The 25,213-nt window shown below is 76.2% G+C and carries 19 protein-coding genes; 14 read left to right on the top strand and 5 right to left on the bottom strand.

Annotation, left to right across the window (positions count from 1 at the left end):
* Positions 1–166 precede the first annotated feature (166 nt).
* On the top strand, positions 167–697 hold the full coding sequence (locus tag ABTX81_RS28650) for a hypothetical protein (protein WP_350551284.1): 531 nt from the start codon (positions 167–169) through the stop codon (positions 695–697).
* Positions 698–791: 94 nt separating this feature from the next.
* Here the strand turns inward: ABTX81_RS28650 and ABTX81_RS28645 are convergent, their stop codons facing one another.
* Together ABTX81_RS28645 and ABTX81_RS28640 are read right to left on the bottom strand one after the other, a co-directional pair.
* On the bottom strand, positions 792–1,469 hold the full coding sequence (locus ABTX81_RS28645; protein ID WP_350551281.1) for a response regulator: 678 nt from the start codon (positions 1,467–1,469) through the stop codon (positions 792–794).
* The gene (locus ABTX81_RS28640) at positions 1,466–2,710 is read right to left on the bottom strand and encodes a sensor histidine kinase (protein ID WP_350551278.1); all 1,245 of its coding nucleotides are present in this window, start codon (positions 2,708–2,710) and stop codon (positions 1,466–1,468) included. Before ABTX81_RS28640 ends, ABTX81_RS28645 begins: the two co-directional genes overlap by 4 nt.
* Positions 2,711–2,844: 134 nt before the next feature.
* On the opposite strand from ABTX81_RS28640, the gene ABTX81_RS28635 reads away from it, so the two are divergent.
* Positions 2,845–3,774, top strand: coding sequence for an ABC transporter ATP-binding protein (locus ABTX81_RS28635; protein WP_350551276.1), 930 nt, complete (start codon positions 2,845–2,847; stop codon positions 3,772–3,774).
* Positions 3,771–4,595, top strand: a complete 825-nt coding sequence (locus tag ABTX81_RS28630; RefSeq protein ID WP_350551273.1) for an ABC transporter permease subunit — start codon at positions 3,771–3,773, stop codon at positions 4,593–4,595. The genes ABTX81_RS28635 and ABTX81_RS28630 overlap by 4 nt, the downstream gene beginning before the upstream one ends.
* A 21-nt stretch (positions 4,596–4,616) precedes the next feature.
* On the opposite strand, the gene ABTX81_RS28625 is transcribed toward ABTX81_RS28630, so the two are convergent.
* Positions 4,617–5,471, bottom strand: coding sequence for a LysR family transcriptional regulator (locus tag ABTX81_RS28625; RefSeq protein WP_350551270.1), 855 nt, complete (start codon positions 5,469–5,471; stop codon positions 4,617–4,619).
* A 188-nt stretch (positions 5,472–5,659) separates the two neighbouring features.
* Between ABTX81_RS28625 and ABTX81_RS28620 the strand changes: the two genes are divergently transcribed.
* Positions 5,660–7,318: an MFS transporter gene (locus ABTX81_RS28620; protein WP_350551268.1), complete on the top strand. Its 1,659-nt coding sequence runs from the start codon at positions 5,660–5,662 to the stop codon at positions 7,316–7,318.
* 22 nt (positions 7,319–7,340) lie between these two features.
* On the opposite strand, the gene ABTX81_RS28615 is transcribed toward ABTX81_RS28620, so the two are convergent.
* Both ABTX81_RS28615 and ABTX81_RS28610 read right to left on the bottom strand, forming a co-directional pair.
* A complete protein-coding gene (locus ABTX81_RS28615) occupies positions 7,341–8,537 on the bottom strand; it encodes an MFS transporter (RefSeq protein WP_502892878.1) in 1,197 nt (398 codons plus the stop codon).
* 237 nt (positions 8,538–8,774) lie between these two features.
* Positions 8,775–9,803: a tellurite resistance/C4-dicarboxylate transporter family protein gene (locus ABTX81_RS28610; protein WP_350551262.1), complete on the bottom strand. Its 1,029-nt coding sequence runs from the start codon at positions 9,801–9,803 to the stop codon at positions 8,775–8,777.
* Between the two features lie 161 nt (positions 9,804–9,964).
* Between ABTX81_RS28610 and ABTX81_RS28605 the strand changes: the two genes are divergently transcribed.
* From ABTX81_RS28605 to ABTX81_RS28560, 10 genes are all read left to right on the top strand, one after another.
* On the top strand, positions 9,965–13,681 hold the full coding sequence (locus ABTX81_RS28605) for a nitrate reductase subunit alpha (protein ID WP_350551259.1): 3,717 nt from the start codon (positions 9,965–9,967) through the stop codon (positions 13,679–13,681).
* On the top strand, positions 13,681–15,312 hold the full coding sequence (narH, locus tag ABTX81_RS28600) for a nitrate reductase subunit beta (protein WP_350551257.1): 1,632 nt from the start codon (positions 13,681–13,683) through the stop codon (positions 15,310–15,312). The genes ABTX81_RS28605 and narH overlap by 1 nt, the downstream gene beginning before the upstream one ends.
* Positions 15,309–15,920 (top strand): nitrate reductase molybdenum cofactor assembly chaperone, encoded by a 612-nt coding sequence (narJ, locus tag ABTX81_RS28595; protein ID WP_350551254.1) that lies wholly within the window; start codon positions 15,309–15,311, stop codon positions 15,918–15,920. The genes narH and narJ overlap by 4 nt, the downstream gene beginning before the upstream one ends.
* A 15-nt stretch (positions 15,921–15,935) precedes the next feature.
* Positions 15,936–16,661: a respiratory nitrate reductase subunit gamma gene (gene narI, locus ABTX81_RS28590; protein ID WP_350551252.1), complete on the top strand. Its 726-nt coding sequence runs from the start codon at positions 15,936–15,938 to the stop codon at positions 16,659–16,661.
* A 248-nt stretch (positions 16,662–16,909) separates the two neighbouring features.
* Entirely contained in the window at positions 16,910–17,776 is an 867-nt protein-coding gene (locus tag ABTX81_RS28585) for a hypothetical protein (protein WP_350551249.1), read from the top strand.
* Complete coding sequence (locus ABTX81_RS28580; RefSeq protein WP_350551247.1) at positions 17,773–18,900, top strand: WD40 repeat domain-containing protein; 1,128 nt, start codon at positions 17,773–17,775, stop codon at positions 18,898–18,900. Before ABTX81_RS28585 ends, ABTX81_RS28580 begins: the two co-directional genes overlap by 4 nt.
* Positions 18,901–18,950: 50 nt before the next feature.
* On the top strand, positions 18,951–20,162 hold the full coding sequence (locus ABTX81_RS28575) for an AAA family ATPase (protein ID WP_350551245.1): 1,212 nt from the start codon (positions 18,951–18,953) through the stop codon (positions 20,160–20,162).
* On the top strand, positions 20,159–20,581 hold the full coding sequence (locus ABTX81_RS28570; protein ID WP_350551243.1) for a bpX5 domain-containing protein: 423 nt from the start codon (positions 20,159–20,161) through the stop codon (positions 20,579–20,581). The genes ABTX81_RS28575 and ABTX81_RS28570 overlap by 4 nt, the downstream gene beginning before the upstream one ends.
* Positions 20,578–22,266: a hypothetical protein gene (locus ABTX81_RS28565; RefSeq protein ID WP_350551241.1), complete on the top strand. Its 1,689-nt coding sequence runs from the start codon at positions 20,578–20,580 to the stop codon at positions 22,264–22,266. Before ABTX81_RS28570 ends, ABTX81_RS28565 begins: the two co-directional genes overlap by 4 nt.
* Complete coding sequence (locus ABTX81_RS28560) at positions 22,263–25,118, top strand: bpX6 domain-containing protein (protein ID WP_350551239.1); 2,856 nt, start codon at positions 22,263–22,265, stop codon at positions 25,116–25,118. Before ABTX81_RS28565 ends, ABTX81_RS28560 begins: the two co-directional genes overlap by 4 nt.
* Positions 25,119–25,213: the final 95 nt, after the last annotated feature.

The following is a 25,213-nucleotide window of genomic DNA, read 5'->3' as shown; positions in this document are numbered from 1 at the left end:
CGGGGCCGGCCCGGATGCGCGGGACCACCGCTCGGCGTGCGCGCCCGGCGGGGCGGCAGGACGATGGAGGGCAGGGGAGTCCGAAGCCTGCGCCGGGGGCGGTCACCGGCCTCCCGGCCGGCGCGGGAACGAAGGAGACGCGGGGACGAAGGAGAGGCGATCCGGCATGGCCACCGTGAAGAAGGACGACCCGGGCTGTCACGCGGACATCGTGTTCGTCGGCAACCTCCGCCTGCTGCCGTACACCGAGGACCCCGACACCAAGCTCCCGCCTCCCCACGCCACGGCGGCCTTGAACATCGACGTGCTCGCCGCCTCCGGATACGAGAACGTCGAGTTCGAGGACGTCATGGTCTTCCTGGAGATCAAGGGGCCGCCGGGTGCGCAGTTCGTGGAACACGACGCCCGCACCAACTGGTTCTGGGGCAACCCCGACGGCTCCGACGGCTGGGTCGAGATCCCCAAGGGCACGCCCACCACGCGACTGCGGATGCGTCTGGCGAAGGGGAAGCTGCTCCGCCCCGGCCCCCTCGACGGGCTCACCTACTACGTCGGGCTGTCCGGACTCCCGGCCGACGGCGGCCTGGACGTCAGCGCCTCGGCCTCGGCGGGCCGGGTCACCGCCACGGCGGTGAGCTGCTCCATCGAGGTCACGGACCTGCGGGAGGGCGAGACGCTCCCCGGATACCTCAGCTGAGCCGCCCCCGGCGGATCCCGCGGTCGGTGGGACGGGCAGTGCAGGACCATGCCCAGCGGGCCCTCCTCGGCCGGCCGGCGCCCTGTCGACCGATCTACCCCCGGCCGCCGACCAGGCCGGATTCGTAGGCGAGGATCACGAGGTGGACGCGGTCCCGGGCGGCGAGCTTGGTGAGCAGGCGGGTCATGTAGGTCTTCACCGTGGCGGTGCTGAGGACGAGTTCGGCGGCGATCTCGGTGTTGGACAGCCCTCGGCCGACCAGGGTGAGGATCTCGCGTTCGCGGTCGGTGATGCCGGTGAGGCGGTCGGCCGGGGGCGGGGGAGCGGTGACGGGGCGGGCCGCGAACTCGGCGATCAGCCGGCGGGTGACGCTCGGGGCGATCAGGGCGTCGCCGGCGGCCACCACGCGGATGGCGCCGAGGATGTCGTCCAGGGCCATGTCCTTGACCAGGAAGCCGGAGGCCCCGGCGCGCAGGGCGGCGTGCACGTTCTCGTCCTCGTCGAAGGTGGTGAGCACGACGACCCTGGCCGCGCCCGGGGCGGCGGTCACCTGCCGGGTGGCCTCGATGCCGTCGAGGACGGGCATCCGCAGGTCCATCACCACGACGTCGGGCCGCAGTTCCCCGGCGAGGCGGACGGCCTCGGCACCGGTGGCGGCCTCGCCGACGACCTCCAGGTCGGGCGCCTCGGTGATGACCATCTCCAGGGCGGCGCGGACCAGCGGCTGGTCGTCGGCCAGGAGGACACGGACGACGGGGAGGGGGGACGTCATCGGCCGGCCCCTTCCGCGACCGGCAGCCGGGCGGCGACCCGGAAGCCGCCGCCGGGGCGCGGCGCGGCGTCGAACTCGCCGTGCAGCAGGGCGACCCGCTCGCGCAGGCCCGCCAGGCCGTACCCGGCACCGGGGGCCGAGCCGTGGCCGCGACCGCGGTCGGTGACCTCGATGGCCAGCGCCTCCGGCCCGTGGTCGAGGATGACCCGGCAGGACGGGGCGGCGGCGTGGCGGACGACGTTGGCGACGGACTCCTGGACGATCCGGAACGCCGCCAGCTCGACCTCCGCCGGCAGCGGCTGCCGTTCGCCGTGCCACCGGACGTCGACCCGCACGCCCGCCGCGGTGGTGGCGGCGGCGAGCCCGTCGAGGTCGGCCAGGCCGGGCGGGCGCAGGGCGGCGGCCGCCGGCTCGGCGGAGTCGTCGGCCCGGCGCAGCGCGCCGAGCATCCGGCGCAGGCCGGCCAGGGTCTCCCGGCCGGCGGACTCGATCTCGCCGAGGGCCTCGCGCGCCCGGTCCGGCCGGGTGTCGATGACCCGGCGGGCCGCACCGGCCTGGAGGGCGACGATGCCGATGCTGTGGGCGACGGTGTCGTGCATCTCGCGGGCGATCCGCAGGCGTTCGGCGGTGACCGCCTCGGCCGCCGCCCGGGTGCTCAATGCCTCGGCGTGCTCCCGGGACTGGTGCACCGAGCGGCCCACCAGCCAGGCGATCACGGCGATCAGCACGCCGGCGTCGTTGGCGCCGATCCGGGTGCCGGTGAGCAGCAGGCCGCCGCCGAGGGCGGGGGCGAGGATCAGATGGAGCGTCAGCACGCCCAGCACCATGGCCAGCGCGGCGCGCGAGGTCCGTCGCGGCTCGGCGGCCGTGACCAGGCAGAGGGCGGCGGCGACGGCGAGCAGCGCGGTCGGCGGGAGTTCGAGCTCCCAGCGCCAGGCCTTGGTCTGCGCCACGGTGGCGGCCAGCAGCAGCGCGACGGCGGTGCGGGGCCGCCGGCGCAGCAGGGCGGCGGCGAGGAAGGCGACGGGGGTGGTGAACGCGGCGGTCGCCCAGTCCTGCGGGGCGGGCGGGGCGAGGTCGCCGGGGGCGGGTTCGGCGAAGGCCCCGTCGGCCGGGCGGGTGCCGAGCACCAGGGAGGGGTAGAGCAGCGAGACGCACCAGGCGAGCGCCGTCCAGGCGCCGGGCGGGACCCGCCGGAGCCGGGGCGGGAGGAGCAGCGGTGGCTGGGGCGTCGCGGACATGCGGTGATCGTAACGAGGCGTCCCGTGGCGCGGCATCGGACCACGGCTGTACGACCGGGGGTGACAGCGGGGCCGTACGGGTGCCGGCCCGGGGCGGATGTGCCGCCGGGGCGTTCGGCGGCACCGTGGACGCCATGATCGAAGTGCATCGACTGACGAAGCGTTACGGCCGGACCACCGCCGTCGACGACCTCACCTTCACCGTCCCCCCGGGTCGGGTCACCGGGTTCCTGGGGCCGAACGGCGCCGGGAAGAGCACCGCGCTGCGGATGATCCTGGGCCTGAGCGCGCCGACCGGCGGCACCGCGACCGTCGGCGGCCGGCCGTTCCGGGAGCGCCCGCGCGGCCTGCGGCACGTCGGCGCGCTGCTGGACGCGGGCGATGTGCACGGCGGGCGCGGCGGCCGGGACCATCTGCGGGCGCTCGCCCGGGCCAACGCCGTGCCGCGCGGCCGGGTGGACACGGTGCTGGAGCAGGTCGGGCTCGCCGGGGCGGCCGGGCGGCGGATCGCCGGGTACTCGCTGGGGATGAAGCAGCGGCTCGGGATCGCGGCGGCGCTGCTCGGCGATCCGCCGGTGCTGCTGTTCGACGAGCCGCTGAACGGTCTGGACCCGGAGGGGGTGCGCTGGGTGCGCGGTCTGTTCCGGGAGTTGGCGGCGGAGGGACGGACGGTGTTCGTCTCCAGCCACCTGATGAGCGAGATGGAGCACACCGCGGACCGGTTGGTGGTCATCGGGCGCGGCCGGCTGATCGCCGCCGAGACGGTGGCCGAGTTCGCCGCCCGTGGCACGGGGCCGCACGGCGCCCGGCCCGGGGTGACCGTCCGGACGCCCGCGGCCGACGTGCTGGCGGGCGTCCTGGCGGCGGCCGGTGGCACGGTCTCGCGCGGCGACGGGGACGGCGTGCTCCTCGTGACCGGTCTGGACGCGGCCCGGATCGGTGCGCTCGCCCTCGACCACCGCGTCCCGCTGCTCGAACTGACCGCCCGCACGGCCTCCCTGGAGGAGGCGTTCATGGCGCTCACCGCCGACCGCGTCGACCACCCCGCCGGAGGACCGCGATGACCGGCACCGCCACGGAGCCCCGGCCGCGCTTGCGCGACCTGCTCGCCGCCGAGTGGATCCGCTTCCGGTCCCTGCGCTCGATGCCCTGGGTACTGGGGGTCGGCGCGCTCGTCCTGGTCGGCGTCAACCTCGACGCCGCGCACTACACCTACGCCCACACCGAGCCCGGCGGCCCGCCGCCGGGCTCGGGACAGCTCGGCGTGGCGGTGAACGCCTCGTTCACCGGGATGGCCGCCAACCTGCTGATGCTGCTCGCGAGCGGGGTCGGCGCCGCGATGATCGTCGCCGAGTACGCGACCGGGATGATCCGCACCACCTTCGCCGCCGTCCCGGCCCGCCGGTCGGTGCTGCTGGCCAAGGCGGTGGTGCTGGCGGCGGTCATGCTCGGCTTCGGCGCGCTGGTCTCGGGGGTCTCCTTCTGGCTCGCCCAGGCGCTGCTGGGCCGGCGGCACGCCGGGGTGTCGATCACCGATCCCGGGGTGCTGCACGCCGTCGCCGGCGCGGCGGCTCTGGCCCCGGTGTGCGCGCTGATCGGCCTCGGGCTGGGGACGCTGGTGCGGCACGCCGCCGCGAGCGTGGTGGCCACCGTGCTGGTGCTGTTCCTGCTGCCCGCCGCGTTCAACGAGGACCACCGCTGGTCGGCGGCGCTCGCGCACGTCATGCCGTTCACCGCCTGGCGGCGGCTCGCCGAGCCCGACCTGACGCACCTGCTGCTGCCGCCGTACCCGGCGACGGTGGCCGGGTCGTGGCTGGCCTTCGCGGGCTGGGCGGTGGGCTCGGTGCTGGTCGCGGCGGCCGCCGTGCACCGCCGGGACGTCTGAGCGCCGTGGCGTCCGAGCGGGTCAGACGAGGTGCCGCAGCAGCGCCGCCACCGCCGGCGGCGCCTCGCCGGGCGGGCGGACCACCATGACCCGCCAGGTCGGCGCGTGCCGGTCGAACGGGTGCCGGGCGAGGTCGGGGAAGCGGTCCGCGATCGAGCGGGGCATGACGCAGACCCCCAGGTCGTTGCGGACCAGCTCGGACGCCGCGACGATGTCGTTCACCTCGAAGGTGGTCTCCCGCTCCACGCCGGCGGCCCGGAAGGCCCGGTCGACGGCGTAGCGGATCGCCCACCCCGGGGTGAAGTCCACCAGCGGCAGCCCGGCCACCTCCTCCGGGGAGACCGGCCCGGCGGGCAGCCGTCCGGGCGCCGCCACCAGGACCATGTCCTCCCGCGACAGCAGCCGGGTGGTCAGCCCGCGCTGCTGCTGACGGTCCAGCGCCACCACCGCCAGGTCGACGGTGCCCTCCCGCAGCGCCTGCCGGATGTCGGCCACCGCCGCCTGGCGCAGCCGGACGGTCACCCCGGGGTGCTCGGCGCGCAGCGCGGCGAGCGCGAGGTGGAGATCGGCCCAGACGCCCTGCATGGTGCCGACGGTGATCCGGCCGCGCAGCTGCCCGCGCACCGCGTCGACGGCGGACCGGGCCGACTCGGCGCTGCGCAGGGTCGCCCGCGCCACCGGGACGAACGCCTCGCCCGCGGCCGTCAGCGCGACGCGGTGGGTGGTGCGCTCGAACAGCGCGGCGCCCAGCTCGCGTTCGAGGGCGCGGACGGTGCCGGACACCGACGACTGCACCACGTTCAGCCGCCGCGCGGCCGCCGTGAAGCCGCCTTCCTCCGCGACGGCGACGACGACCTCCATCTGCCGCAGGTCCATCAGCACTCCCGGTCGGCCGAGCCCATCGCTTCCTCGGCCGCATCGTACGCGGCGTCACCCGGCGCCCCCGGGGGCGCGCGCCCGCTGTGCGCTCCCGGGGCATCAGCCGTGCGCCCTCGGGCACACCCGCCCGCCCGGCCCGTCCTACGGTCGTCGAACCCCCCGATCCCCACCCGCAACGGACCGGTATGAGCACCTCGACAACCCCCGCCCGGCGCCCGGCGGACGACTCGGCGTGGGCCCCGCTCGCGTCCCGGGTCTTCCGCGCCCTGTGGATCGCCCAACTCGTCTCCAACGTCGGCAGCTGGATGCAGACCGTCGGCGCCCAGTGGCTGCTGGTCGGCCACGACGCCGCCCTGCTGGCCCTGGTGCAGACCGCCGCGAGCCTGCCGGTGGTCCTGCTGGCGCTGCCCTCCGGCGTGCTCGCCGACTGCCGCGACCGGCGCTCGGTGCTGGTCGCCGCGCAGGTCGCCATGCTCGCCGTCGCCACCGTCCTCGCGGTGCTGGCCTTCGCCGGCGCGCTGACCCCCGGCCCGCTGCTCGGCCTCACCTTCCTGCTCGGCTGCGGCACCGCCGTGATGGGCCCGGCCTGGCAGGCCGTCCAGCCCGAGCTGGTGGAGCGCCGGCAGCTGGGGCAGGCGGCGGCGCTCGGCGCCGTCAACATGAACCTGGCGCGGGCGGTCGGCCCGGCGGTCGGCGGCGCGGTGGTCGCGGCGGCCGGCGCGGGCTGGGTGTTCGCCTTCAACGCCGCCTCCTACCTCGGTGTCCTGGTGGTGCTGCTGCGCTGGCACCGGACCGCCCCGCAGGACGGGCCGGCCGGCGGGGACGAGGGGCTGCTGGCGGCCGTGCACGCCGGACGCCGCTACATCCGGCACGCGCCGGGCGTGCGGCGGGTGCTGCTGCGCACCGCGCTGTTCGTGCCCGGCGCGGGCGCGCTCTGGGCGCTGCTCCCGCTGGTCGCGCGCCGGTCGCTGGGCCTCGGCCCGGGCGGCTACGGCCTGCTGCTCGGGGCGGTCGGCGTCGGCGCGGTCGGCGGGGCGTTCGCGCTGCCGCTGCTGCGGCGCCGGCTCGGGGCCAACGGGACCCTGGTGGCGGGGACGGTCGCGCTCACCGGGGTGCTGGCGGTGCTGGCGACCGTGCGTCAGCCCTGGCTGGTCGGCCTCGCCCTGCTGCCCGCGGGCGTGGCCTGGATCGGGGTGCTGTCCACCCTCAACGCGGCGGTCCAGACCCGGCTGCCCGGCTGGGTGCGGGCCCGCGGCCTGGCCGTCCAGCTGCTGGTCTTCCAGGGCGGCCAGGCCCTGGCGGCCCCGCTGTGGGGCGTGCTGGCCGAGCGTCACGGGCCGGGCGTCGCGCTGCTGACCGCCGGTGCGGTGCTGCTCGCGGGCGCGGTGGGCGCCCGCCGGCTGCCGCTGTACGACGGCGACGGGGTCGACCCGACGCCGTCCGGCCACTGGCCGCAGCCGCCGCTGGTGGTCGAACCGGGCCACGCGGACGGGCCGGTGCTGGTCACCGTGGAGTACCGGGTGGAGCCGGAGCACCGGGCCGCCTTCACCGGGCGGATGCGCCGGGTCGCCGCCTCGCGCCGCCGCACCGGTGCCCTCAGCTGGGGCCTCTACCAGGACGGCGGCGAGCCCGAGCGGTTCGTCGAGACCTATCTGGTCTCCTCCTGGGCGGAGCACCTGGCCCAGCACGGCGGCCGGCTGACCGCGGCCGACCGCCGGGACGAGGAGGCGGCCCGGGCGCTGCTGCGCCCCGGGACCGGGCCCGGGGTGACGCACGCCTTCGACGTCTCGGCGGGGCCGCTGACGCCGGTGGCGGGGCCCTTGACGCCGGCGACGGGGGCCTGACCCGGCCCCCGCCCGCCGGGCGTCACTCTCCCGGCGACACCGCCGACACCGCCGACACCGCCGAGACCCGCCCGCCGCCCCGCTCGGTGGCCCAGTACAGCAGGGCCGCCAGCGGCAGGGCGGCGCCCAGCACCGTCACCGCCGTCCAGCCCCCGGCCCGGTAGACCACCGAGCCGAGCTGCGAGCCGGCCGCGCCGCCCACGAAGAAGATCGCGATGAAGGCGCTGTTCAGCCGCGCCCGGGCGGCCGGGTCGAGCTGGTAGACGGTGTGCTGGCCGAGGATCAGCGTGGTCTGCACCGCCGTGTCGACCAGCACGGCGGCCACCGCGAGCGCCACCACGCTCCGCCCGCCGAGGCCCGCCACCGCGAACGCCAGCACGGCGACGGCGAGCGCGACACCGGTCATCGGCCGGGAAAGGCCGCGGTCCGCCCACTGCCCGGCGAACGGGGCCACCGCCGCGCCGGCCGCGCCGACCAGGGCGAACAGCCCGACCCCGGTCGCCGAGTAGTGGAAGGACGGACCGGTCAGCACGAACGACACGGTCGTCCAGAAGGCGCTGAACGCGCCGAACATCGCCGCCTGGTAGAGCCCGCGCCGCACCAGCGCCGGGTGGGTGCGCACCAGCCGGGCGGTGGAGCGCAGCACCTGGTGGTAGGGGATCGCGGTGGTCGGCGCGTGCGCCGGCAGCGCGGCCCGCAGCGCCACGCCGAGGACGACCATCAGCACCGCCGAGCCGAGGAAGACGGTGCGCCACCCGGCGAGGTCGGAGACCAGGCTGCTGAGGGTGCGGGAGAGCAGGATGCCGGTGAGCAGACCGGTCATCACCCGGCCCACCACCCGGCCCCGGGCGTGGTCGGGGGCGAGGCTCGCCGCGAACGGCACCAGCACCTGCGCGACCACCGAGGTCGCGCCCGCCACCAGCGAGGCGATCAGCAGCATCGGGAAGCTGGTCGCGAGGCCGGCCGTCACCAGGGCGAGGGTGGTGACGGTCAGCAGGGCCGTGATCAGGTTGCGCTTCTCCAGCCGGTCGCCGAGCGGGACCAGGAACAGCATGCCGAGCACATAGCCGATCTGGGTGAGGGTGATCAGCGTCCCGGCGGTCGCGGTGTCGGTGCGGAAGGCGTCGGCCAGCGCGGACAGCAGTGGCTGGGCGTAGTAGAGGTTGGCGACGGTGGTGCCGGAGGCGACGGCCAGCAGGAGGATCAGCCAGCCGGGCACACCGTGCGCGGGCTCGGCGGGTTCTGCGGGGCCGGCGGGCTCGGCGGGGCCGGCGGGTTCTGCGGGGTCGGCCGTGCGGCGGGGAGGACGGGGGCCGGAGGAGGCGGCGGACATGGGGCACCTTCTTGACGAGGGGAGCCGGACGGGCCGGCCCGGACCGATGCGCTGGGCGGCGGACGGCGGCTTCCTCGCCACCGGCCACGCGATGATCAGCGCTCGGCCGCTCCCTCCGCTTCCTCATTTCCGACGATCATTCGAGATGTCAGTCATCTCCGACGACGATGACACCGGCCCGGCCTCCGAGGACGCTGCGCGGGCACCCGGGCCGCCCGCGCCCGGTCCGCCGCGCAGCCGGCGCAGTGCCCCGACGGCGACGACGAGCCAGCCCGCCGCCGCCACCCAGAGCAGCGCCCGGCCGAGCGGCTCCAGCCAGCCCACCCGGGCGGCGGTGGCGGTCGACAGCGCCGCCACCGCCGTCATGCCCAGCGGGAAGACCGTCGACCAGCGCCGCAGGTCGTAGCCGAGCCGGGGTCGCAGCACCTCGGCGACGGCCAGCACCGCGTACCAGGCCAGCGCGACGCCGAGCAGCACCAGCGTCACCACCCGCAGCACGGTGTGCGCGCCACCGCTCCACACCCCGCAGGCGAGCAGCTTGGACGCGGCCAGCGCGGAGATCGCCATGGCCCCGCCGGCCACCCAGTGGTCGCCCGCCCCGGCCGTCACCTGGCGAAGGTCGAAGCGGAACAGCGCGTCCCCGTACAGCAGCAGGCCCAGGACGAAGCCCGGCAGCGCCGCCCAGGCGAGCCAGTCGGCGGTGTGCGCGGCGAGGGTGGCGGCGAGCACGGCCAGGCCCTGGGTGGCGACGCAGATCAGGAAGGCCGCGCCCGGCATCCGCCGGCCGAGGTGGCGCAGCACGGAGGTCAGCAGCACCGGCCAGGCGAGGGCCGCGACGACGAGCAGCGCCTCGGCGACCACCGTCCATCCCAGCTGGTCCAGGCGCACGCCGAGCACGGTCGTGGCGGCGACCGCGGTGAGCGCGGGCGGGGTCTGCGACCGGGCCGTCCAGCCGCCGGGGTCGCCGAGCAGCAGGGCGGTGAAGGCGAGCGCCAGCAGCAGCCAGAGCACCCCGGCGATCCAGAGGTCCGCGAGCGACAGGGCGTCGAAGCCGGCGAGGTGGAAGCCGACCGAGATGATGCCGGTCGCCATCACCGCCGCGCCGGTCGCCGGCGGGACCGCGTCCCACCGCGGGCGGCTCCGTACGTTCATGGCTCCATCGCAGCGCCCGGACGGCCACCCGGCCACCGGACGCCGCCGGACCGGGGCGCCCACCGGCGACGCGTCACCCGGCGGGACCCCTCCCGGGTGCGGCGGCGCGCCCACGCGGTTTCGATGGGCGCACAGTCCGGCCCGGAAGCGGAGGGTGCCACGTGCGGGAGCCGACGAGCGGGAGCGACGGCACGTCGACCGGCGAGCCCGGTGCCGCGTTCCTCAAGGCGGGCCGGTTCTTCCGCCCTGGGACGCCCGCGTCCGACCTGCACAGCGTCCGGCTCACCGGCGGACGCGCGGCGGACGCCTTCTACCGGGACCGCTGGAGCCACGACAAGGTGGTGTACTCCACCCACGGCGTCAACTGCACCGGCTCCTGCCGCTGGAAGGTCTTCGTCAAGGACGGCATCATCACCTGGGAGACCCAGGCCACCGACTACCCGTCCGTCGGCCCCGACCGCCCCGAGTACGAGCCGCGCGGCTGCCCGCGCGGCGCCGCCTTCTCCTGGTACACCTACTCGCCCACCCGGGTGCGCTACCCGTACGTGCGCGGCGTGCTGCTGGAGCTGTACCGGGAGGCGCGGGCCCGGCTGGGGGACCCGGTGGCGGCCTGGGCCGACCTCCAGAACGACCCCGGGCGCCGCCGCGCCTACCAGCGGGCGCGCGGCAAGGGCGGCCTGGTGCGGGCGAGTTGGGACGAGGCGGTGGAGATCGTCGCCGCCGCGCACGTGCACACCGTGAAGGCCCACGGCCCGGACCGGATCGCCGGGTTCTCGCCGATCCCGGCGATGTCGATGGTCTCGCACGCGGCCGGCGCCCGCTTCCACTCGCTCATCGGCGCCGCCATGCTCTCCTTCTACGACTGGTACGCGGACCTGCCGGTGGCCTCCCCGCAGGTGTTCGGCGACCAGACCGACGTGCCCGAGTCGGGGGACTGGTGGGACGCCGCCTACCTGATCATGTGGGGCTCCAACGTGCCCGTCACCCGCACCCCGGACGCGCACTGGATGGCCGAGGCGCGCTACCGGGGGCAGAAGGTGGTGGCGGTCTCGCCGGACTACGCGGACAACACCAAGTTCGCCGACGAGTGGCTGCACCCCCACCCGGGCACCGACGGCGCCCTCGCCCTCGCCATGGGCCACGTGATCCTGCGGGAGTTCTTCGTCGAGCGCACCACCCCGTTCTTCGACGACTACGTCCGCCGCTTCACCGACCTGCCGTTCCTGGTCACCCTGACCGAACGGGACGGCGCCCTCACCCCCGCCAAGTTCCTGCGCGCGAGCGACCTCGGCGACGACGGCGAGGGCGCCGAGTGGAAGCTCGCCGTGCTGGACGAGGCGACCGGCCGGCCGGTCGTGCCCAACGGCTCGCTGGGCTTCCGCTGGACCGCCTCCGGCGAGGGCCGCTGGAACCTCGACCTCCAGGGCCTGCGCCCGCGCCTGACCCTGCACGGCGAGGCCGCCGCCACACCCGTCGAGGTGCTGCTGCCGCGCTTCGACACCGACGGCGGCGCGCACGGCCAGGGCCGTGGTGACACCGTCCGCCGCGGCGTGCCCGCGCTGCGCCTGGACGGCGGCGCGCTGGTCACCACCGTTTACGACCTGCTGCTCGCCCAGTACGGTGTCGGCCGCGAGGGCCTGCCCGGCCGCTGGCCCGCCTCCTACGAGGACCCGGACACCCCCGGTTCCCCCGCCTGGCAGGAGCGGCACACCTCGGTACCCGCCGCCCAGGCCGTCCGGGTGGCCCGCGAGTTCGCGCGCACCGCCGAGGAGTCCCGGGGCCGCTGCATGATCCTGATGGGCGCCGGCACCAACCACTGGTTCCACTCCGAGACCATCTACCGCGCCTTCCTCGCCCTGCTCGCGCTGACCGGCTGCCAGGGCCGCAACGGCGGCGGCTGGGCGCACTACGTCGGCCAGGAGAAGTGCCGGCCGATCACCGGCTGGGCCACCCTCGCCGGCGCCACCGACTGGTCCCGCCCGCCCCGGCAGGCGATCGGCACCGGCTGGTTCTTCCTGCACACCGACCAGTGGCGCTACGACACCTACCCCGCCGACGTGCTCGCCTCCCCCCTGGGCACCGGCCGCTTCCGGGGCCTGGCCACCGTCGACCTGCTGGCCCGCTCCGCCCGGCTCGGCTGGATGCCCTCCTACCCGACCTTCGACCGCAACCCGCTGGACCTGGCCGACGAGGCCCGCGCCCTCGGCCGCGACCCCAAGGACCACGTCGTCGCCGAACTGCGCGCCGGGCGGCTCAGGTTCGCCTGCGAGGACCCGGACGACCCGGCCAACTGGCCCCGGGTGCTCACGCTCTGGCGGGCCAACCTGCTCGGCTCCTCCGCCAAGGGCGCCGAGTACTTCACCAAGCACCTGCTGGGCACCCACTCCTCGCTGCGCGCCCGGGAGGCCGGCGCGGAGGTGCGCCCGCGCGACGTCCGCTGGCACCCCGAGGCCCCCGAGGGCAAGCTCGACCTGCTGCTCTCGCTGGACTTCCGGATGACCTCCTCCACCCTGCTCTCCGACGTCGTGCTGCCCGCCGCCACCTGGTACGAGAAGCACGACCTGTCCTCCACCGACATGCACCCCTACGTGCACTCCTTCGCCCCCGCCGTCGATCCGCCGTGGCAGGCCCGCACCGACTTCGACGCCTTCCACGCGATCGCCGCGCGGTTCAGCGAACTCGCCCGCGGACACCTGGACACCCGCCACGACCTGGTGGCCACCGCGCTGCAGCACGACACGCCCGGCGAGACCGCCCAGCCCGGCGGCACCGACCTGGACTGGCGCGACGGCGCCTGCGAGCCCGTCCCCGGCGTCACGATGCCCAACCTCGCCGTCGTCGAACGCGACTACACGGCGGTGTCGGCCAAGATGGCCTCGCTCGGCCCGCTGGCCGAGCGACTCGGCCTGCCCGCCAAGGGCGTGGTGCTGCACCCGGAGGAGGAGGTCGAGCAGCTCAGGGCCCGCAACGGCGTGGTCCGCGGCGGCCCGGCCGACGGCCGCCCGGCCCTGGACACCGCCGTCAAGGCCTGCGACACCGTGCTCGCGCTCTCCGGCACCACCAACGGCCGGCTCGCCACCCAGGGCTTCCACACCCTGGAACGCCGCACCGGACGGGAGTTGGCGCACCTGGCCGCCGAGCACGAGGGCCGCCGGATCTCCTACGCCGACACCCAGGCCGCCCCCGCCCCGGTCATCACCTCGCCCGAGTGGTCCGGCAGCGAGGCCGGCGGCCGGCGCTACAGCCCGTTCACCCTCAACACCGAGCACCTCAAGCCCTGGCACACCCTCAGCGGGCGCCAGCACTTCTTCGTCGACCACGACTGGATGCACGAACTCGGCGAGGCCCTGCCGGTCTACCGGCCGCCGCTCGACATCCGCCGCCTGTTCGGCGAACCCGCCCTCGGGCCGGACGGGCAGAAGGAAGTGACGGTCCGCTACCTCACCCCGCACAACAAGTGGTCCATCCACTCGGAGTACCAGGACAACCTGTTCATGCTCGCCCTCTCCCGCGGCGGGCAGGTGATCTGGATGTCGGCCGAGGACGCCGCCGCCATCGGCGCCGCCGACAACGACTGGATCGAGGCCGTCAACCGCAACGGCGTCGTCGTCGCCCGCGCCGTCGTCTCGCACCGGATGCCGCCCGGCACCGTCTACATGCACCACGCGCAGGAGCGCACCGTCAACGTGCCCCGCGCCGAGACCGGCGGGCGGCGCGGCGGCATCCACAACTCGCTGACCAGGGTGCTGCTCAAGCCCACCCATCTGATCGGCGGCTACGCCCAGCTCTCCTGGGCGTTCAACTACCTCGGCCCGACCGGGAACCAGCGCGACGAGGTGACGGTCGTCCGCCGGCGCCGCCAGGAGGTGGAGTACTGATGCGCGTGATGGCCCAGCTCGCCATGGTGATGAACCTCGACAAGTGCATCGGCTGCCACACCTGTTCGGTGACCTGCAAGCAGACCTGGACCAACCGCCAGGGCACCGAGTACGTCTGGTTCAACAACGTCGAGACCCGCCCCGGCCTCGGCTACCCGCGCCGCTACGAGGACCAGGACACGTGGCGCGGCGGCTGGCGGCTCGATCGGCGCGGGCGGCTCAAACTGCGCCAGGGCGGACGGCTCTACAAGCTCGCCTCGATCTTCGCCAACCCCGTCATGCCCACCCTCCAGGACTACTACGAGCCCTGGACGTACGACTACCGCGCCCTCACCGACGCCCCGCTCGGCGAGGACTACCCCGTCGCCCGGCCGCACTCGCTGATCACCGGCCGCCCGATGGCCGTCGAGTGGTCGCCCAACTGGGACGACGACCTCGGCGGCGCCCCCGAGCACGCCGCCGCCGACCCCAACGTCGAGCGGATGCGCCGGGAGGTCGGCGAGCGGATCCGCTTCCAGTACGAGCAGAGCTTCATGTTCTACCTGCCCCGGATCTGCGAGCACTGCCTCAACCCGGCCTGCGCCGCCGCCTGCCCGTCCGGCGCGATCTACAAGCGGGCCGAGGACGGCATCGTCCTGGTCGACCAGGACGGCTGCCGGGGCTGGCGCCAGTGCGTCACCGGCTGCCCGTACAAGAAGATCTACTTCAACCACCGCACCGGCAAGGCCGAGAAGTGCACCTTCTGCTACCCGCGCACCGAGGTCGGCCTGCCCACCGTCTGCTCCGAGACCTGTGTCGGGCGGCTTCGCTACCTCGGCGTGCTGCTCTACGACGCCGACCGGGTCACCGCCGCCGCCTCCGTCGAGGACGAACACGAGCTGTACGAGGCACAGTTGGGCGTCTTCCTGGACCCGGAGGACCCCGAGGTGCGGCGCGCCGCCGAGCGTGACGGCGTCCCGCACGACTGGATCGGGGCCGCCCGCCGCTCGCCGGTGCGCGCGCTGATCAGCACCTACCGGGTCGCGCTGCCGCTGCACCCCGAGTACCGCACCCTGCCGATGGTCTGGTACATCCCGCCGCTCTCCCCGGTGGTGGAGGAAGTCGCCGCCAGTGGCCATGACGGCGAGGACGCCGGGAACCTCTTCGGCGCCATCGACGCCCTGCGCATCCCCGTCGAGTACCTCGCCGGGCTCTTCACCGCAGGCGACCCCGGCCCGGTGCGCGCCGCCCTCGACCGGCTCGCCGCGATGCGCGCCCACATGCGCGCCGTCAACCTCGGCCACCCGCCCGACCACGCCCTCGCCGAGGCCGTCGGACTCGACGCCGGCTCGATCGAGGACCTCTTCCGGCTGCTCGCCGTCGCCAAGTACGAGGACCGCTACGTCATCCCGACCGCCGCCCGCGCCGACGCCGAACGGCTGGAGGAGTCCGCGCTGCCCACCGGCTGCGGCCTCGACCATGCCGACGGGGCGCCCGACGGGGCCGACGGCCCGTTCGGCGCCGGCTCGGGGCGGCGCTCGCTGCCGCTGGTCACCGTCGAGACCTTCCACGGGCTGCGCCGGCGCCAGACCGCAGACCGGCCGGCCCCGCCCGAGGACGCCGCCTCCTCGCGCGAGGAGCCCACGCTGTGACGGCCGACCCGCGCGCGCTCGTCCGCCGGATCGCCGCCGACTGCCTCTGCTACCCCGACGGCCCGCCGACCGCGCCGGCCGGCCTGCCCGGGCCGGTCCGCCACGCCGCCGCCGCACCGCTGCGCGCCTTCCTCGCCTGGGCCGGGGCCCGCCCCGCCGGTGAACTGGCCCGCCACTACGTCGAGGTCTTCGACTTCACCCAGCGGCACAGCCTGCACCTCAGCTGGTGGACCGACGGCGACACCCGCCGGCGCGGTGAGGCCCTGCTGCGCTTCAAGTCCGCCTACCGGGCGCACGGCCTGGAGTTCGACGGCGAGGACCTGCCCGACTTCCTGCCCGCCGTCCTGGAGTTCACCGCCGCCACCGGCGACGAGACGCTGCTGCGCGAGCACCGCCCCGCCCTGGAACTCCTGCGGCTCGCCCTCACCGAGCACGGCACGCCCTACGCGGACGTGCTCGCCGCCGTCTGCGCCACCCTGCCCGGGCCCTCGCCCCGGGACCGCGCCGCCGCGCTGGCGCTCGCCCGGAGCGGACCGCCGCGCGAACAGGTCGGCCTGGACACCCCGCCGTACGGGCACCTCGGCCTGCTGCCCGTCCTGCCCACCTGAGCGGAGATTTCGCCGATGGACACCTTCCTCTGGGGTGCGCTGCCGTACATCGCGGCGGCGCTGCTGGTCTCCGGACTCGTCTGGCGCTACCGCTACGACAAGTTCGGCTGGACCACCCGCTCCTCCGAGCTCTACGAGTCCCGCCTGCTGAACATCGCCTCACCGGTGTTCCACTACGGCATCCTCTTCGTGCTGGCCGGCCACCTGATGGGCCTGTTCGTGCCCGCCTCCTGGACGGACGCCGTCGGCCTGGACGAGCACGCCTACCACCTGCTGTCGCTCTTCGCCGGCTGCGCGGCGGGGTTCCTGGCGGTCGGCGGCATCCTGGTGCTGCTCTACCGCCGGCGCCGCAACCCCGCCGTGCTGCGCGCCACCACCCGCAACGACAAGCTGATGTACGTGGTGCTGCTCGCGGCGATCGTGCTCGGCCTGGTCGCCAAGCTGATGCACTCCTCGCTGGACTCCGGCTACGACTACCGCTCCACCATCGCCCCGTGGGCCCGCAGCCTGTTCACCCTCAGCCCGGACGTGAGCCGGATGGCGGACGTGCCGGTGGCGTTCAAGGTGCACGCGGTGGTCGGCCTGGTGCTGTTCGCGCTGCTGCCGTTCACCCGCCTGGTGCACATGTTCAGCGCACCCCTGCAGTACCTCTTCCGCCCGTACATCGTCTACCGCAGCCGCGACCCCCGCCAGCCCGCCGGTGCCCCGGTGCGGCGCGGCTGGGAGCAGCTCGACGACTGATTGCCGGTGGGGCGTGACACGATCCGTGCCGAGGCCCTCGACCGCCTCGACCGGGAGGAGTGCGGGGCCCAGCAGGCCGCGGACCCCGACGAAGAGTCCTGCGCCGACGCTCCAACCATGAGGGCTGGTCGAGACTCTGACACAGCGTCAGGATTCGAGGGCGATGCCGGAGGGCATCTGGGAGGCAGGGGGCTTTTCCGACGCCCGGCGCGCATTCCAGGGCGGTGCGCCGCGAGAAGGGGGAGGGCGTGGAAGGGGAGAGACGGCCGGAGGAACCGGGGGAGGGCCGGGCGGCCGCGCCGGCCGAAGACCCGGGAGGCGGACGGCGGCGGCGGGAGCTGTTCCTCTCGCTGCCCGCCCTGATCGTCACCACCGCGGTGGTGGGGGTGGTGTCCTGGGGCGTGACCCGCCTCACCGACGGCGCGGACTCGCTGACCCGCGACACGCCGCCGCCGGCCACGGTGTCCGTCGAGACCAATCCGAAGAAGGTCGGAGCGTTCGGGGACCTGGAGATCCGGGGCGTGCTGCCCGAGGGCGCGGCGCCCACCACGGGCCCGGGGACCGGCTGCACCGGGTTCCACGACTGGCTGGTGAAGAACGCCGGGACCGACGCCGGCGAGAGCAGGCTCCAGGTGACGGTCCAGGGCAACGCCGAGCGCCAGGTGCAGATCGCCAACCTCCGGGTGGTCGTGGTCTCGCGCGAGGAGCCGCCACCCTCCGTCGGCGTCACCTGTCCCACCGCCGGCCAGGCCAATCTCCGCTTCCTGACCGTCGACCTGGACAACCCGCAGCCCCGGGCCACCTACACGTCCGACGACGGCGCGCCGTTCGGCTTCACGGTCGAGTCCGGGGAGATCGAGACCTTCCTGGTGTCGGCCACGACCGGGCGGGCGCTCTGCCAGTGGTACCTGGAACTCGACCTGGTCTCCGGGAGCAAGCACACGACGGTGCGGGTCGACAACGGCGGCAAGAACTTCCGCACCGCGCCGGTACCGAGGACGCCCCTGTGGTCCTGGGACTACAAGAGCACCTGGGTGGACAGCTCCTCCAGCCAGACGCGTGCGGTCGGTGACCGCCTCGTTCCCCCCACGCCGGTCGCGGAGGCCACACCGTGAGCAGTGCCAGGACGCGCGTCCTCACCTTGATCCTCGTCTGCTGCTGCGTGGCGGCCGTCGGCATCGGCATCGGGGTCGCCCGGTGGCCGTCGGACGCCCCGTCGGAACCGCCGGCCACGACCGCCACGACCGCCACGACCGCCACGACCGCGCCCGGCGGCGGGCCGACCGGCAGCGGGCCGGACGGCGCCCGGTACACCCTGGCCAAGATGGCGCCGCCGGGCGCGGACGCGGGGCGGATCACCACGATCGCCGCACGCGGCGACGACCTCGTGCTGCTGGGCACCTCGAAGGGCCGCGTCTACGCCGTCGACCACGCCAAGGGCGACGCCGCCACCCTGGTCACCACCACCAAGCTCGGCGCCGTACGGAGGATCCGGGTCTCGGCGGACGGCGGGACGATCGCGGTGCTCGGCGAGAACGGCGACCTGCGGTTGCTGAACCTCTCCGGCGGCACCCCGACCGACCTCGACATCGACGTGAACGAGGGGCCGGGCGCCCTGTCCCCGGGCGGTGACCTGTTCGTCTTCGGCAGCTTCGGGCCCACCGTGGTGAAGGTGGCCGACGGCAGCAGGAGCACCCTTCCCGAGAAGCCGGTCCCGGACGGCGGCCGCTCGGCCTACGAGGCCTGGGCGGTCACCGGGGACGGGTTGGTCCGCGCCGCCGGCCTGGAGGGCGTGGAGACCTGGGACCCCGCCGACCCCGACCGCGTCGGTGAGACCGTCGGATGCGGCTGCGACGCCCGGAGCGTGTCGCTCAACGGGGACGGCAGCGTCGCCACCTTCGGCACCGCCGACGGCCACGCCATCGTGATCGACCCCGCGACCGGCCGGGTCCTGGCCGACAAGACCATCGCCGCCGGCGAGTCCCCCGGCATCTGGGCGGCCACCGTCTTCGGCGACGGCCGGCGCGCGGCGGCCGGGAGCGGCGCGGACGTGGTGGTCTGGGACGTCCAGGGCCGCCGTGTCCTCTGGCGCCACACCTTCCCGGACTACCTGGTGACGCGGGTCGACGCCGTCCCGAACAGCGCGGCGCTGCTCGTCACGACCATCGAGCTGGACGAGAAGTTGGACACGCCCGGGGAACGCGGGACCGAGGTGTGGCTCGCCACCCCCGCCCCCTGACGGAAACCCGATGGTGGCGCTCGCTCCGCCCACCATAGACTCCGGTGCTCGTGACCGACACCAGCACCCCGTCCGACGCCCCGTCCGCCTCGCTCCGCCAGGGCACGCCCCGTCAAGGCGCCCCCTGGCAGGACACGCTCCGGCAGGACGCCGAGCTGATCGCGGCCGCCGTCGGCGTGGCCGGGCGCGGCCTGGTCGACCGCGAGACGGTCGCCGAGGTGGTCGCGCTCTGCGCCGTCGCCGGGGAGCACCTGCTGGTCGTCGGCCCGCCCGGCACCGCCAAGTCGCAGGCCGTGCGCCGGGTCGCCGACCGGCTCGGCGGCCGCTACTTCGAGTACCTGCTCGGCCGGTTCACCGAGCCCAACGAGCTGTTCGGCCCCGTCGACCTGCGCGGCCTGCGCGAGGGCCGGGTCGAGTTCGCGACGGCGGGCATGCTGCCCGAGGCCGAGATCGCCTTCCTCGACGAGGTCTTCCTCGGCTCCACGGCCGTGCTCAACACCCTGCTCGGCCTGCTCAACGAACGCGTCTTCCGGCGCGGCGGCACCGTCCTCGCCAGCCCGCTGCGGGTCTGCGTCGGCGCGGCCAACCACCTGCCCGAGGACCCGGCGCTCGCCGCCTTCGCCGACCGCTTCCTCGCCCGGGTCTTCGTCGAACCGGTCGCCGACGCCCGGCTGGAGGAACTGCTGGAGGCCGGACGGCGGCCCGCCGACGCCATCCCGGCCGGTGGCGGGGATCCGCTCGGCGCGCTCGACCGGCTCACCGCCGCCGCCCGCGACTGCGACCTCGACGGCGTCACCCCGCTGCTCGCCACCGCGCTGCGCCGGCTGCGCGCCGCCGGCGTCCCCGTCGGCGACCGGCGGGCCGTCCGCTCGCAGCGGCTGGTCGCGGCCGCCGCCGTCCTGGACGGGCGAGGCGTCGCCACCGCCCGCGACCTGTGGGTGCTGCCGCTGATCGCCCCCACCGCCGACACCCAGGCGCTGGCCCGCGACACCCTCGCCGACCTCATCGAGAAGGCCGCCAACGAATCCCTCGCGCACGCCGCCGAGGAGCTCTCCCGCAGCACCGCCGCCCGCGCCGAACGGCTCGCCCGCACCGGCGCCGCCCTGCTCGCCGAGCACCGCCACCTGCCCGAGGGACGCGACTCCCGGCTCCGCCTGGAGGCCGCGCTGCGCGAGATCGACGCCGGGTTCGCCCCGGCCGACCTGCCCGCCGCGCTCGCCGGCATACGGGCCGAACTCGTCGCGGCGGTCGCGCCCTCGTGACACACCTGCCCCCGCCCGCGGTGGCGCTCGGCTGGGAACGCCGTGAGCCGCCGCTGACCGCCGCCGCCGTGCTCGCCCTCGGCGACGCCGTCCCCGCCCTGGCCGCCGCCACCCGCGACCGGCTCACCGACGGGGCCCGGCTCGGCGTGCTCGCCGACGACACCGCGCTGCTCGTCCTCGGCGCCGAGCCCGACCTCCCCTGGTCGGACGGCGCCCGCTACCTCGGCCACGACGGCGGCCTGCTGGTGCCGACCACCGCCCGCCCCCGGCCCGCCCCCGCCCTCTGGCGCGCCGCGCTCGGCGCCGAACCCGGCGAACTCTGCGTGCTCACCCCCGACCACGCCCTCGTCGCCGCCCCGCCGGCGCCCGCCACCGACCCGGAGGCGCTCACCTCCCGCACCCGGGAGGCCGGGCGATGACCGCCACCCGGCTGCCGGCCGGGCTGGCGCCCTGGGCCGCGGCACTGTCCGCGCTCACCCCCGAACTGGCCACCGCCCTCGGCCCGTTGCTGCGCCGCCTCGATGCGCTCGTCGGCGAGCGGGAGCCGGTGAGCGACGGTCCGGGGGAGCCGGACGGCGTCGGCGGGCTCGGCCGGTCCGGGCGGCCCGACCAGCTGCTGCCCACCGAGTGGCTGCTCGCCGAGGACCACCCCGAGGAGTTCCTGCGGCGCTTCGTCGACGGCGAACTGCTCTACCTCTCACCCGAGTTCCGGACCGTCGCGACGCGCGGCCGGACCGTCGCGATGGTGGACGCCGGACCCTCGCAGGCCGGCGCCGGGCGCCTCGTCCAGCTGGCCGCGCTGCTCGTCCTGCACCGCCGGGCCGCCGCCCGGGGCGGCGAGCTGCTGGTCGGCGTGCTGGGCGACGAGCCCGTCCACTGGTTCGGCGGCGAGCCCGCCGATCTGCTGCCCGCCTGGCTCGCGGCCCGCCGCAGCGCCGAACCGACGCCCGAGGACGTGGAGTTCGCCGCCGCCACGCTGGACGCCGAGGACCGGGCCTGGCTGCTCACCTCGCCCCGGCTCGCCGACCGGCTCCCGGGCCGGCCCAGGGTCCTGGCGAGCGAACCGGCCCGGTGGGGACCGGCGGGCGCCACCCACGTCACCGTCCGCCTCGACCGCGCGGAGTTCGAGCTGCCGCTGCCCGCCGCCGACCTCGCCGTCCGGACGCTGCGTGGCGCGGAGTTCCGGCGCACCGGGAGGGCCGTCGTCGTCGCGCCGTCCGAGGCCGGTCCGCTCGGCCGGCGGCTGCCCGCGTTCACCACCGAGGCGCCGTTCCTGCTCGTCCGGGGCCGGCACACCGGAACGCTCGTCGCCCTGGACGTGCGCGACATCGAACAGCGGCACCGGCGCACCGCGCAGGACAAGGAGCACCGGCTGGCCGGCCAGGTGATCGCCGCCGGCCGGACCGGCCGACGGCTGATCGCCCTGTGCCTCCACCGCGGCCGGGTGCTCCGCCATGTCATCGGGCGTCCCCTCGCCGGGCCCGCGGAACTCTCCGTGGACCCGGCCGAACTCGGCCTCGACGAGGGCCTGGTGGCACGGCTGGCGGCGCGTCCCGTGCTGCCGCTGCTGCGTGCCGGGGAGGACCTGCTGGCCCCGGTCGCCGGCCGCTGGCGGCGGATCGCCCCCGACGGCGCGGTCACCGACGACGGGCCGGTCGGCCGCGGCACGGAACGCGAGCGCGGCTTCGACCGGTTCCGCGAACCGCGGCTGTTCGGGCGCGACCTGCCACTGGAGGCCATCCGGGCGCGGCATCTGCTGCACGCGGAGGGCACGGTCGCCTGGTCGGAGGACGGCCGGCACTGGACGGCGCGGACCCCGCGCGGTGACGAGCGACGGCTCTCGTTCCGGGAGAAGGCCGAGGTGGCCGGCCTGGTCCACGACGGCCACGAACCCGCGCTGATCACCTGGTCGCCCGGCGGCCGGCAGGTCCGCGCGATCCGCGCCGACGGCGTCCGCACCCTGAGCCGCTTCTCCGGCGGCCACTCCGCGCCCGCCGTGCACCCCACCCTGCCGCTGATCGCGGCCGAGCTGTCGCACGGACGGCTCGTGGTCGGCAGCACCACCACCGGCCGGATCCACCAGTTCCTCGGGAGCGCCGAATGAACGCCGCGGGTTTCGTCCTCGATGTGCCGCTGATCGGTGCGGCTGAGGCCGCCGACCGTGTTCTGACGCTCTGGAGCGAGGGCGCGCGGCTGCGTGAACTGCCGGACGGCCGCTGGTTGTTGACGCTGGCGGAGCCGGTCCTGGTGCGCGCCGGCCGGGCTCCCGGGCTGCCGCTGGAGCGCCCCGGGCGCGGCGCGCTGGCCGCCCCCGGGGCCTCGGCTGCCGCTGCATCGGGTCAACTCGCCCTGGTCGAGGCCAATATGACTGTCATTCATGTCATCGACGAACTGCCGGAGGTGGACCCGTCCGGCTGGCTGCTGCTCACCGGCCTCACCCTGCACCGGCCGCGCCCGCTCGGCGTCGCCCCCATGCCCGAGGCGGCGCCCGTCGAGGAGTCCCTGCCGTCGCACCCACGGCCCGACCTGAGGGCGGCGGCCGGCATCCGGCCGAGCTCCGGGCGGGCCCGGCGGCTGACCGCCGAGGAGCCGGCCGCCACCGGAGCGCGCGCCCGGCGGCGCCGGCGCGGCCCGGAGATCGCCATCGACCAGCGCAGCGCGACGGTCATCGTCGTCCTGATGATCGTGCTGCCGCTGTCGCTCGTGGTGCTCTACGGCCTCGGACTGCTCGCCGACAGCGGCATCGACCCGGGCGGCGTGGTGTTCGCGGCGGCCGTCGGGGCCCTCGGCTACGCGCTGCTCTTCGGCCGGACCGCGGCCGGTGGCGGGACCGGCGCCTCCGCCGGCGGCGGAAGCGGGGCCTCCACCGGGGGAGCTGACAGCACCTCCGCCGCCGGCGCCGCGGCCCCGCGCCGCGCCGGTCCCCCCTGGCTCGGCGACCTGCTGGCCCGCCTCACCCTGCGCACCCCCGCCGTCCACCTCCTGCACGGTCGGCACGCCCGCTACCTGCGCGACCTCACCCGCGCCTTCGAACAGCACCGCTGGGACGACGCCCTGCGCGACGCCCTCCCGCTCTCGTCCGGCCGAGGGGACGTCCCGGCCGCGCGGATCTGGCTCTCCCTCTCCCTGCCCAAGCGCTTCACCGGCGCACTGCGCCCCACCCCGCACAGCGGCGCGCCGGCCTCGGTCACACCGTTCAGCGGCCCCACGGCCTACCAGCACCTGACCGCGCTCTACCGGCACGCCGCCGAGCGACTGGAGCAGCAGGGCCGGATCGACGAGGCCGCCTTCGCCCTCGCCGACCTCCTCGACGCGCCCGCCGAGGCCGTCGCCCTGCTCGACCGGCATGGCCGCCACGCCCAGGCCGCCGAACTCGCCGAGGGCCGCGAGCTGCCCGCCGACCAGGTGGTCCGCCTCTGGTGGCGGGCCGGCGAGCGCGAGCGCGCGATCCGCACCGCCCACCGCCGGGGTGCGTTCGCCTCGGCCGTCGAACGGCTGGCCGCCACCGACCCGCAGGCCGCCCGAGACCTGCGCACCGCCTGGGCCGGGCACTGCCGCGCGGCCGGCGACCGGCTCGGCGCCGTCGAGGCCGCCTGGCCGGACGCCGCGCTGCGTCCGACGGTCGTCGCCGACCTGCGGGACGCCGTCGCCCTCGGCGGTCCCGCCCGCGGCCGGGCCCTGCCGTACCTGCTGGCCCTGGGGGCCGGTGACGCCACCCGCGCCCTCGCCCGGGCCGTCCTCGACGGCGACGGCGACCCGTACACCACCGGGCGCTCCGCGCTGGCGGCCGCGCTCGCCGCCCTGCCGGCCGCCGACGCGACCACCGACCGCGAACTCGCCACCGCCGCCGCCCGGGCCGCCGTCCGCGACGGCGGCTTCGGCAGCGCCCACGGGACCGGCCCGGGCGGGGCGGCGGAGCACGCCCTGTTCGACAAACTGCTGCGCCGCGCCGACCCGTTGACCGCCGCCGACCTGGCCCGCCCCCGTCCGCTGCCCCGCCCGCACGCCACCGCCCCCGCGTACACGGCCGCCGACCGGCCGGGCGCGCTCCCGGTGCTGGACGCCGCCCTGCTCGCCTCCGGCTCCCTGCTGGTCGCCTGCGGCCAGGCGGGCGTCCGGCTGCTCGCCCCCGACGGCCGCACCCGCGCCCGCTGGGACACTCCCACCGACCGGCTGGTGCTCGCCGACCACGGCGGCAGCGCCCTGCTGGTCGAGGACCACGGCCCGGAGCTGCGCGCGTTCAGCCGCCTCGACCTCGCCACCCGCACCGTCCGGCCGTGGACCACCCTGCGGGCCCGGCCGTCGGCGCCGTCCTTCGACGGCCGGCACCTGCTCGCCTCTGACGGGGGCGCGCTCGTCGTGCTCGACACCCTGACCGCGCGCCCGACCGTGGTGTGGCGCGAACTCGGCGGCGAACAGCGGCTGTTGAGTGACGTCTCGCGCACCCCCGGCGGCTGCGCGGCCCTCGTCCACTCGCCGCTGCCGGACGGCTCCCCGCTCATCGAGGTGTGGCGCTGGGACCTTCCGGGCTGGGAGCTGCGCGGGCGCCTGCGGGTGAACGACGCCCTGGCCGACGTGTACCGCGACCCGGTCGTCCTCGCCGCCGGCGGCCTGCTCACGGTCCCGGAGACGGAGGACGACACCCTGCTGCGGTGGACGTCCGAACGCCCGGACGTCGAGATGCGGGTCGACGGCCGCCCCCTCTCCGGCCCCGCCGCCGACGGCGACCACTGGGCGCTCACCGTCCCCGACGGCACCGATCTGCGGGTCCACGCCGGCACCGGCCCCTCCTCGGCCCCCGCGCTCACCCTGCGCGTCCCGGGCGCCGCCGACTCCCGGATCGGCGTGCGCCGGCACGCCGGCGCGGTCACCTACTGGCACCGCTCCGGCCGCGTCCTCGCCACCTCCGCCGACGGCACCGCCCTGCTCGCCAACCTCCGGGTGACCACCGGCTGATCACCGGCTGGCGGGCCGTCGGCCGCCGGCCCGGTGAGCCGGAGGATTCGGCGGACTCCCGCCCCGGGGAGGACTACCCTACGAACATGCGCCGC

The sequence above is a fragment of the Kitasatospora sp. NPDC097605 genome (assembly GCF_040302725.1).
In the GTDB taxonomy this organism is placed as follows: domain Bacteria; phylum Actinomycetota; class Actinomycetes; order Streptomycetales; family Streptomycetaceae; genus Kitasatospora.
The sequence above is the reverse complement of the archived record's forward strand: the minus strand, read 5'-3'. Positions and strand labels throughout refer to the sequence as shown.